This window comes from Methylophaga sp. UBA4204, from assembly GCF_002379485.1.
Lineage (GTDB): Bacteria > Pseudomonadota > Gammaproteobacteria > Nitrosococcales > Methylophagaceae > Methylophaga.
On the sequence record NZ_DFTU01000020.1, the window covers coordinates 4,824 to 13,890 of the forward strand.

The following is a 9,067-nucleotide window of genomic DNA, read 5'->3' on the forward strand; positions in this document are numbered from 1 at the left end:
ACCGGAAAGTCCTCTTGGTCAGGGCTGGCAGGCTTTGATCGATGCGGCAGCACACAACAGTGCTGAACAAATCGCCGATGAATATCAATTATTGTTTATCGGACTGGCTCAGGGAGAGGTGATTCCATACGGGTCATATTACCAAAGCGGTTTTTTAAATGAAAAACCCCTGGCAAGATTACGTGTTGATCTCGGAAAACTGGGGCTGGAGCGGCAAGAGGATAAAGCTGAACCCGAAGATCATATCGCCGGTGAGTGTGATGTGATGCGACTTATCCTGTCAGCCAATGGCATCCCGGTCATTGACGATAAAGCCTTTTTTAATGCGCATTTACGCCCCTGGGCAGCCAAGTTCTTTACGGATTTGGCCAAGGCAAAAAGTGCCGTTTTTTATTCAGCCGTCGCATTATTGGGCAAACATTTCATAGAAGCGGAACTTCAACGACTCGAACAATGACAGATAGTTTGAATTTGCAGGCGAATCTCCTTGAACAGTAACCTCGTCTGCGCGATAATTAGGGCTCAATTTGTTGTCAACGTTGACAACCCCTTGCGTGTCACTGCACTGAATTTCATTCGGAGAAATCCATGACTGCAAAGCCATCAAATAGCCGCAGAGAATTTCTGCACAAATTGACCGCCACAATTGGTGGCACGGCAACGTTGGCTTTAACAGCAAATACGTTGCAAGCTGCTCCGCAAAAAATTGTACAAACTCCCGCCGAACCCGCTCCTGCTGCAAAAGGTTATCAACATACTGAGCATGTTGAAACTTACTACCAGCGTGCTGACTTTTAAAAGACTGACGTTATGAAACTGACTAAACGTGATCCGGCAGCCATTATCAGTGGTATCTCTGGCGTAAATCGTAGAACCTTTCTGAAAGGTTCAGGTATCGCGGCAGGTGGCGCAGCCTTTATGAGTTTGCTGCCTAATGCAATGATTCAGAAAGCCGAGGCAGCTGAAGGGCGGCAACCCGCATACGATGAAGGTGAAATCACCCGGGTTCGCAGTGTTTGCAGTCATTGCAGTGTAGGCTGCGGTGTCACCGCTGAAGTACAAAATGGCGTGTGGATTGGTCAGGAACCCAGCTTTGATCATCCTTTTAACCTTGGCTCGCATTGTGCCAAAGGTGCTTCGGTTCGTGAACATGGTCATGGTGACAAACGACTCAAATATCCAATGAAAAAAGTCGATGGCAAATGGCAGCGTGTGTCATGGGAACAAGCCATTGATGAAATCGGCACCCAGATGCTGAACATTCGCGAAACATCTGGTCCGGACTCAGTTTACTGGCTGGGGTCAGCAAAATTCAGCAATGAACAGGCTTATCTGTTCCGCAAATTTGCCGCGTTCTGGGGCACCAATAACGTTGATCATCAGGCGCGGATTTGTCATTCCACCACAGTTGCCGGTGTTGCAAACACCTGGGGCTACGGGGCAATGACTAATTCCTATAACGATATTCATAATTCCAAAGCAATTTTTATTATCGGTGCTAACCCGGCCGAGGCACACCCTGTTTCATTACAGCATATTTTCCGCGGTAAAGAGCGTGGTGCACCGGTTATCGTGGTTGATCCGCGTTTCAGTCGTACTGCTGCCCACGCCGATCAATTTATTCGTATTCGTAGTGGTTCGGATATCCCGTTTGTCTGGGGCATGCTCTGGCATATTTTTGAAAATGGCTGGGAAGATAAAACGTTTATCGAACAGCGTGTTTACGGAATGGACGAAATCCGTAAGGAAGTGGCTAACTGGCCACCTGCTGAAGTTGAAAAGGTTTCCGGAGCCAAAGAAGCCGATGTTTATCAGGCGGCTAAAACCATGGCCGAACATCGTCCCGGCACTGTCATCTGGTGCATGGGCATAACTCAGCATACCGTTGGTAACAGCAATACCCGTGCTTTATGTATCCTGCAACTGGCGCTCGGTAATATGGGTGTTTCCGGTGGCGGGACCAATATTTTCCGTGGTCATGATAACGTTCAGGGTGCCACTGATTTTGGTGTGGTTTCTAATAGTCTTCCGGGTTATTACGGACTGGCTGAAGGTGCCTGGCAGCATTGGGCTCGTGTCTGGGATGTTGAGCTGGACTGGCTGAAACAAAAATTTGATCAGAGTAAATACGAAGAAATCGATGGCACGGCAGTGTCACCAATGTATACCAACGGTATAACAGTCTCTCGCTGGATCGATGGGGTGTTAGAAAACAAAGATAACATCGATCAGAATGATGCCATTAAAGCCATGGTGTTATGGGGACACGCACCCAACAGTCAGACGCGTGGCCCTGAAATGAAAAAAGCCATGGAAAAACTGGATCTGCTGGTAGTGGTTGATCCGTATCCTACTGTTTCAGCGGTAATGAACGATCGTACCGACGGTGTATACCTGTTACCGGCTGCAACACAGTTTGAAACTTATGGTTCATTGACGTCATCAAACCGCTCAGTGCAATGGCGTTTCCAGATTATCAAACCATTGTTTGAATCTTTGCCTGATCACACGATCATGTATAAATTCGCCAAAAAATTCGGTTTTGAAAAAGAGCTTTGTAATCAGATTACCGTGAATGGTGAAGAGCCATTAATTGAAGATATCACCCGTGAATACAACAGAGGCATGTGGGCAGTTGGGTACACCGGTCAATCACCAGAACGTCTCAAACTGCAATCGGAAAACCTGCATACCTTCAATACCACCACTTTGAAAGCTGAAGGCGGACCCTGTGATGGTGAGATTTATGGTCTTCCATGGCCATGCTGGGGACCACCGGAAATGAAACATCCTGGCAGCCATATTCTGTATGACAACTCGACACCGGTAGCAGAGGGTGGTGGTCCATTCCGTGCCCGCTTTGGTGTGGAACGCGATGGCGTTAATCTGTTATCCGAAGAAGGTTCCAGTACTGTGGGCGCTGAGCTTACCGATGGTTACCCTGAATTTACCGATGCGATGCTCAAAGAGCTGGGCTGGTGGGATGACCTGACCGCTGAGGAAAAAGCTGAAGCTGAGGGTAGAAACTGGAAAACTGATTTATCCGGTGGTATTCAGCGTGTAGCGATCAAACATGGCTGTGCACCCTATGGAAATGCCAAAGCGCGTGCCATCGTCTGGCAGTTCCCGGATCCAGTACCGATTCACCGCGAACCGCTTTATACAACACGTCGTGATTTGGTAGAGAAATATCCTACTTACGAAGATCGCCGCAGCTTCTATCGTCTGCCGACTCGCTATGGATCAATTCAAGCGACGGATTTTAGCAAAGACTTCCCATTGATTATGACCAGTGGTCGTTTGGTTGAATACGAAGGTGGTGGTGAAGAAACCCGCTCCAATCCATGGCTGGCTGAATTGCAGCAGGATATGTTTATTGAAATCAACCCGGTTGATGCGAACAATGCAGGTATCAGAAATGGTGAACAGGTTTGGGTCGATGGACCTGAAGGTGGCACCATAAAAGTAATGGCCATGGTGACTGAACGTGTTGAACGGGGCGTTGTGTTTATGCCGTTCCACTTTGGTGGTCATTATCAGGGCAAGGATTTGATTGATAACTATCCTGAAGGCACTGTGCCACATGTTCGAGGTGAATCGTGTAACACCGTATTCACGTATGGTTATGACTCCGTAACGGCAATGCAGGAAACCAAAGTTTCTCTCTGTCGTGTCCGTGCTGCCTAATTAAGGGGATTGCTAAATGGCTCGAATGAAGTTTTTGTGTGATGCCGAGCGTTGTATTGAATGCAATGCCTGTGTCACTGCCTGTAAAAATGAACATGAAGTACCCTGGGGAATTAATCGTCGTCGTGTCGTCACCATTGATGATGGTATTCCAGGTGAAAAATCTATCTCAGTCGCCTGCATGCATTGTACCGATGCACCTTGTCAGGCGGTCTGTCCGGTTGATTGTTTCTACACCACCGATGATGGGGTGGTATTGCATGACAAAGATATCTGCATCGGCTGTGGTTACTGCTTTTATGCCTGCCCGTTTGGCGCTCCGCAATATCCACAGGAAGGTGCCTTTGGTGCACGTGGCAAAATGGACAAATGTACTTTTTGTGCTGGTGGTCCTGAAGAAGATAATTCGGCTGAAGAAGTTGAAAAATATGGGCGTAATCGTTTAGCCGAAGGTAAATTACCATTGTGTGCTGAGATGTGTTCGACCAAAGCATTGATTGCTGGTGATGGTGATATCGTCGCTGATCTGTTCCGCAGCCGCGTTGTTCGTCGTGGTGGCCGTCCGGATAACTGGGGTTGGGCAACAGCCTACAAGGATTAATCATGAGACTGCTTGTTTTAATGCTTGGCGCCTTACTACTGACCGCTTGTTATGAAGATACTGACGTAACCATGCATAAAGCTGGGGTGTATAAAGGTAGTGAGGACAATCATGCTCTATCAGCAGAAGAACGCGCAGAAATATTGAAGCAGCGTTTCAACAGCGTACAAACGGATCGCTAACGGAGAAGGCATGTCTGCAACTGCTGCTATGAATAATCGTAAAAAAACATCGCTCTGGGCGATGTTGATCATTGTGCTGGCAATCCTGATATTGCCGTTAACCGGTTATCTGTATGTCAGTATGACGGACCAACCGGCAGCAGATGAGCAGACCAACCCTCGTTCTGATACCTGGCGACAAGTGCGTGAAAATCAAGAAGGTTATAGCGCTGTTAAAGGTCAGGAAACCAATGAACTGATCCAGGGAGCAGGTCAAAACTGGCGTCAGCTGCGCAATGGTCCGATTGCGACCTATGGTGCATGGTTGCTCAGTGGTGTTCTGGTTATTCTTGCTGCATTTTATTTGTGGCGAGGCAAGATCAAATTAACCCATCCGCGTACCGGTAAAACGGTACAGCGCTGGACGTTGAACGAACGTCGACTGCATTGGACAACAGCCACCTTATTTATCTTGCTGGCCATTACTGGGCTCAGCCTTTTGTATGGGCGTTTTGCCTTAATTCCATTACTGGGGTATCCGGGCTTTTCAGCCTACGCTACTGCAGCCAAATGGATACATAACGTGCTTGGCCCGGTGTTCATGGTGGCGTTATTTATTATCCTTATCAAATGGTTCAAAAATAATCTGTTTACCAAAGTTGATATTGAATGGTTTAAAGCCTTTGGCGGCATGGTAGGGGATAAACATCCTTCTGCAGGCAAGTTCAATGGTGGTGAAAAAGCCTGGTTCTGGACGTTGGCCACAGCCGGTGTGGCATTGTGTTTCTCAGGCCTGGTTTTGGATTTCCCCAATTTTGGACAGGAACGTGAAGTCATCATTGGCGCGCATCTGATCCATATCCTGACCGCGATGTTACTGATGGCATTTTCACTGGGCCATATCTATATCGGTACCCTCGGAACCGAAGGTGCTCTGGAAGGCATGACCACCGGTCATGTTGATGTTGCCTGGGCCGAACAGCATCACGACCTTTGGCTAAAAGAAGTCGAGGAACAACAGCAAAATACGCCTCAGTAATTTGCGCAAATCAGATACCTGTTATCAGCCAACTCGCAAAAACGGGTTGGCTGTTGTTTTTTTGATGCCTTAGAAAAAAAATTTTCATGATCCATATTGGATCATTTTTCCTTTATGTGATGCACGAGAAACGTGCCGGCTCAGGCAATGTGCATTTATTTAGTGCATTTTTGAACTCTCGCAAAAGCTCCCCATCTTATCTTTAAACAAAAGCTTGATTTCGCTTTGATTTTTGCTCGTCATCAGGCTTCACATCGGCCGTTAGCCATGATAGTTTTGACTGGATTTTTATTATAAAAAGCCAAAGCAGGCTACGAAGTGAGAGAGGCAGTTCATGACCGAGCAAACCATCAATGCTCAAGCAATTGGAAAAAAGACCAAGCGATCACGTATTACCAGTAAAGGTAGACAGATTGAGCCGAAAGCACTGGCAGAAGTGCGTGAATTACTCGGTAATGCATCCAGACAAAAAGATTTACTGATAGAGCATCTACATAAAATCCAGGATTTCTACAAACATATCTCAGCAGCACATTTAGTCGCGCTGGCGTATGAAATGAAACTGTCTCGCGCTGAAGTCTATGAGGTTGCCACTTTTTACCATCATTTTGATGTGATTAAAGAAGGTGATGCTGTTCCAGCCGATTTAACCGTTCGCGTCTGTGACTCAATGAGTTGTGAAATGGCCGGAGCTGAAGACCTGATTGGTTCTCTTGAAACCGCCATGGGCGAAAAAGTCCGTGTTCAGCGGGTTCCCTGTATTGGTCGCTGTGATAAAGCACCGGTTGCAGTTGTAGGTATGCATCCTGTCGAATTCGCTGATGTTCAAAAAGTCGACAATCTGGTCGAGCAAGGTATCACCGAGCCGGAAACCCTTGCACCGATTTTGTTTGAGCAATACGTAGCAAACGGTGGTTATTCTATTTATCAACAATGTATGGCGGGCCAGCATAATGTCGATAAAGTGCTCGACATGATGGATGACTCAGGACTACGTGGTCTGGGCGGCGCGGGGTTCCCGGTCGGTCGTAAATGGCGCATTGTTCGTGATCAACCTGCCCCAAGATTAATGGCCGTCAATATCGATGAAGGCGAGCCGGGTACATTTAAAGACAAATATTATCTGGATCGCGATCCCCACTGTTTTCTGGAAGGTATGCTGATTGCTGCCTGGGCTGTAGATATCAATGAAATTTATATTTATCTGCGTGATGAATATGCTGCCATCCGTGTAATGCTGCAACAGGAGCTTGCTAAATTGCGCTCCCACCCTCCGGTAACCAATCTGCCGACGATTCATTTGCGTCGTGGTGCCGGTGCCTATATTTGTGGCGAAGAGTCGGCGATGATTGAGTCTATTGAAGGTAAACGTGGCATGCCACGCTTGCGACCACCATTTGTTGCTCAAGTGGGTTTATTCGGTCGGCCGACTCTCGAACATAATATGGAATCGCTCTATTGGGTTCGCGATATTCTTGAAAAAGGCCCAGAGTGTTTTACCGATCATGGACGTCACGGCCGTAAAGGTCTGCGTTCATTTTCCGTTAGTGGCCGTGTCAATAATCCGGGAGTGCATCTGGCACCTGCAGGTATCACCATGCGTGAACTGATTGATGAATATTGTGGCGGCATGCTCGAAGGGCATAAGTTTTATGGCTATTTCCCCGGCGGTGCATCAGGCGGGATTTTGCCCGCGTCGTTAGGTGATGTGCCATTGGATTTCGACACCTTGCATGAATATGGCAGTTTTATCGGTTCGGCTGCAGTGATTGTCTTTTCCGATAAAGACAGAGCACGCGATTTGGCTGTTAATGCTATGCGTTTCTTTGAGGATGAGTCCTGTGGCCAATGTACGCCATGTCGTGTCGGCACCGCCAAAGCGGTTACCTTAATGAAACAGTCTAAATGGGACGAACCATTGCTCGAAGAGTTGTCTCAAGTAATGGTAGATGCATCGATTTGTGGTCTGGGGCAGGCTGCTCCAAATCCGCTGCGTAGCGTCGTCAAGTATTTCCCTGAGGAGTTGAAATAATGGCCACTCAATTACAAGATAGCGTTGAAATGGTCGAATTTACGCTTAACGGCCAGAAAATCAGTGCCCGTGCCGATGAAACAATTTTAAAAATTGCCGAGCGCGAAGGCATTGAAATCCCGCATTTATGTTATTCCGAACGTGAAGGGCAGGATGGAAACTGCCGCTCATGCATGGTGGAAGTTGAAGGTGAGCGTGTTTTAGCACCTTCATGCTGCCGTTATCCCGGCAATGATATGAAAGTGCAGACCAATAGCGAACGTGCTTTGCATTCGCAAAAAATGGTACTGGAACTGCTCAAATCTGATGTTTCCGAAAAGCCGCATACCCTGCATTCCGAACTCGATTACTGGGCAGGTAAACTTAAAATCAGTACGCCAAGATTTCAGCCTCGCAAACAAGTTGCTCCGGATCTTTCGCATCCCGGTATTGCCGTCAATATGGATGCCTGTATCCAATGTACCCGTTGTGTTCGTGCCTGTCGTGATGAACAGAATAACGATGTAATTGGTCTGGCAATGCGCGGCAGCCACACCGAAATTGTCTTTGATCTTGACGACCCGATGGGGGAAAGCACCTGCGTCGCCTGTGGCGAATGTGTGCAGGCTTGCCCAACCGGTGCATTGATGCCTGCCAATGAAGTGGGCATGGTGGAACCGGACCGTCAGGTTGAATCGGTTTGTCCTTATTGTGGCGTGGGTTGTCAGCTTACCTACAATATTAAAGACGATAAAATTCTCTACGTTGAAGGCCGTGATGGCCCGGCGAACCATGGTCGTTTGTGTGTCAAAGGCCGTTATGGGTTTGATTATGTTCATCATCCACATCGCCTGACCAAACCGCTTATCCGCCGTGAAGGTGCACCGAAAACCGGTGAATTTACGATGGAACCCAACGATATCGACAAAATCTTCCGTGAAGCCACCTGGGAAGAGGCATTGGATATGGCCGCTCAGGGGTTTTTGAAGATCCGCGATCAAAAAGGCCCCAATGCATTAGCCGGTTTTGGCAGTGCCAAAGGCAGCAATGAAGAAGCTTATCTGTTCCAGAAACTAATTCGTACCGGCTTTAAAACCAATAATGTCGATCACTGTACGCGTCTTTGCCATGCCTCATCGGTTGTAGCCTTGCTTGAATGTCTCGGCTCAGGTGCCGTATCCAACCCGGTTGCAGACGTCGATAAAGCAGATGTAATTGTATTGATCGGTGCAAATCCGACAGTGAATCATCCGGTCGGTGCGACGTGGATGAAAAATGCGTTGCGTTCCGGCACCAAATTGATTCTGCTGGATCCACGTACTACTGAACTTTCTCGTGAAGCTACGCATCATCTGGCCTTTAAGCCAGGCAGTGACGTGCCAATGCTCAATGCCATCATGCATGTCATTGTCGAAGAGAATCTGGTCGATCAAAGCTTTGTTGCCGAGCGTACGCAAGGCTTCGAAGATATGAAAAAACACCTGCAGAAATACACACCGGAATTGATGGAACCGATTTGTGGCATTCCTGCACAAACCTTAAGAGAAGTCGCGCGGCTCTATGCTAAC

8 protein-coding genes are annotated in these 9,067 nt (G+C 47.7%); all 8 read left to right on the forward strand.

The features are described 5' to 3' along the window. Positions 1–457: TorD/DmsD family molecular chaperone (locus tag B3182_RS02530; RefSeq protein WP_292751405.1), on the forward strand; the 457-nt coding region annotated here is incomplete at its 5' end. A 131-nt stretch (positions 458–588) separates the two neighbouring features. After that, on the forward strand, positions 589–798 hold the full coding sequence (locus B3182_RS02535) for a Tat pathway signal protein (RefSeq protein WP_292353479.1): 210 nt from the start codon (positions 589–591) through the stop codon (positions 796–798). A 12-nt stretch (positions 799–810) separates the two neighbouring features. After that, positions 811–3,687: a formate dehydrogenase subunit alpha gene (locus B3182_RS02540; protein WP_292751408.1), complete on the forward strand. Its 2,877-nt coding sequence runs from the start codon at positions 811–813 to the stop codon at positions 3,685–3,687. 16 nt (positions 3,688–3,703) lie between these two features. Further along, a complete protein-coding gene (fdh3B, locus tag B3182_RS02545; protein ID WP_292353481.1) occupies positions 3,704–4,288 on the forward strand; it encodes a formate dehydrogenase FDH3 subunit beta in 585 nt (194 codons plus the stop codon). 2 nt (positions 4,289–4,290) lie between these two features. Then, a complete protein-coding gene (locus B3182_RS02550) occupies positions 4,291–4,470 on the forward strand; it encodes a hypothetical protein (protein ID WP_292353482.1) in 180 nt (59 codons plus the stop codon). Between the two features lie 10 nt (positions 4,471–4,480). Continuing rightward, positions 4,481–5,488: a formate dehydrogenase subunit gamma gene (locus B3182_RS02555; protein ID WP_292353483.1), complete on the forward strand. Its 1,008-nt coding sequence runs from the start codon at positions 4,481–4,483 to the stop codon at positions 5,486–5,488. Between the two features lie 334 nt (positions 5,489–5,822). Beyond that, positions 5,823–7,520 carry an NAD(P)H-dependent oxidoreductase subunit E gene (locus B3182_RS02560; protein WP_292751411.1) on the forward strand — a complete coding sequence of 566 codons (1,698 nt, stop codon included), beginning with the start codon at positions 5,823–5,825 and terminating at the stop codon, positions 7,518–7,520. Next, positions 7,520–9,067, forward strand: a 1,548-nt coding sequence (locus tag B3182_RS02565; RefSeq protein ID WP_292751413.1) for a molybdopterin-dependent oxidoreductase, incomplete at its 3' end; no start/stop codon positions are given. The genes B3182_RS02560 and B3182_RS02565, both read left to right, overlap by 1 nt.

What these genes read in the sequence shown, in the direction of transcription:
- B3182_RS02535 (WP_292353479.1), top strand. Translation starts at nt 589, where the DNA reads ATGACTGCAAAGCCATCAAATAGCCGCAGAGAATTTCTGCACAAATTG.
- B3182_RS02540 (WP_292751408.1), top strand. Translation starts at nt 811, where the DNA reads ATGAAACTGACTAAACGTGATCCGGCAGCCATTATCAGTGGTATCTCT.
- fdh3B (WP_292353481.1), top strand. Translation starts at nt 3,704, where the DNA reads ATGGCTCGAATGAAGTTTTTGTGTGATGCCGAGCGTTGTATTGAATGC.
- B3182_RS02550 (WP_292353482.1), top strand. Translation starts at nt 4,291, where the DNA reads ATGAGACTGCTTGTTTTAATGCTTGGCGCCTTACTACTGACCGCTTGT.
- B3182_RS02555 (WP_292353483.1), top strand. Translation starts at nt 4,481, where the DNA reads ATGTCTGCAACTGCTGCTATGAATAATCGTAAAAAAACATCGCTCTGG.
- B3182_RS02560 (WP_292751411.1), top strand. Translation starts at nt 5,823, where the DNA reads ATGACCGAGCAAACCATCAATGCTCAAGCAATTGGAAAAAAGACCAAG.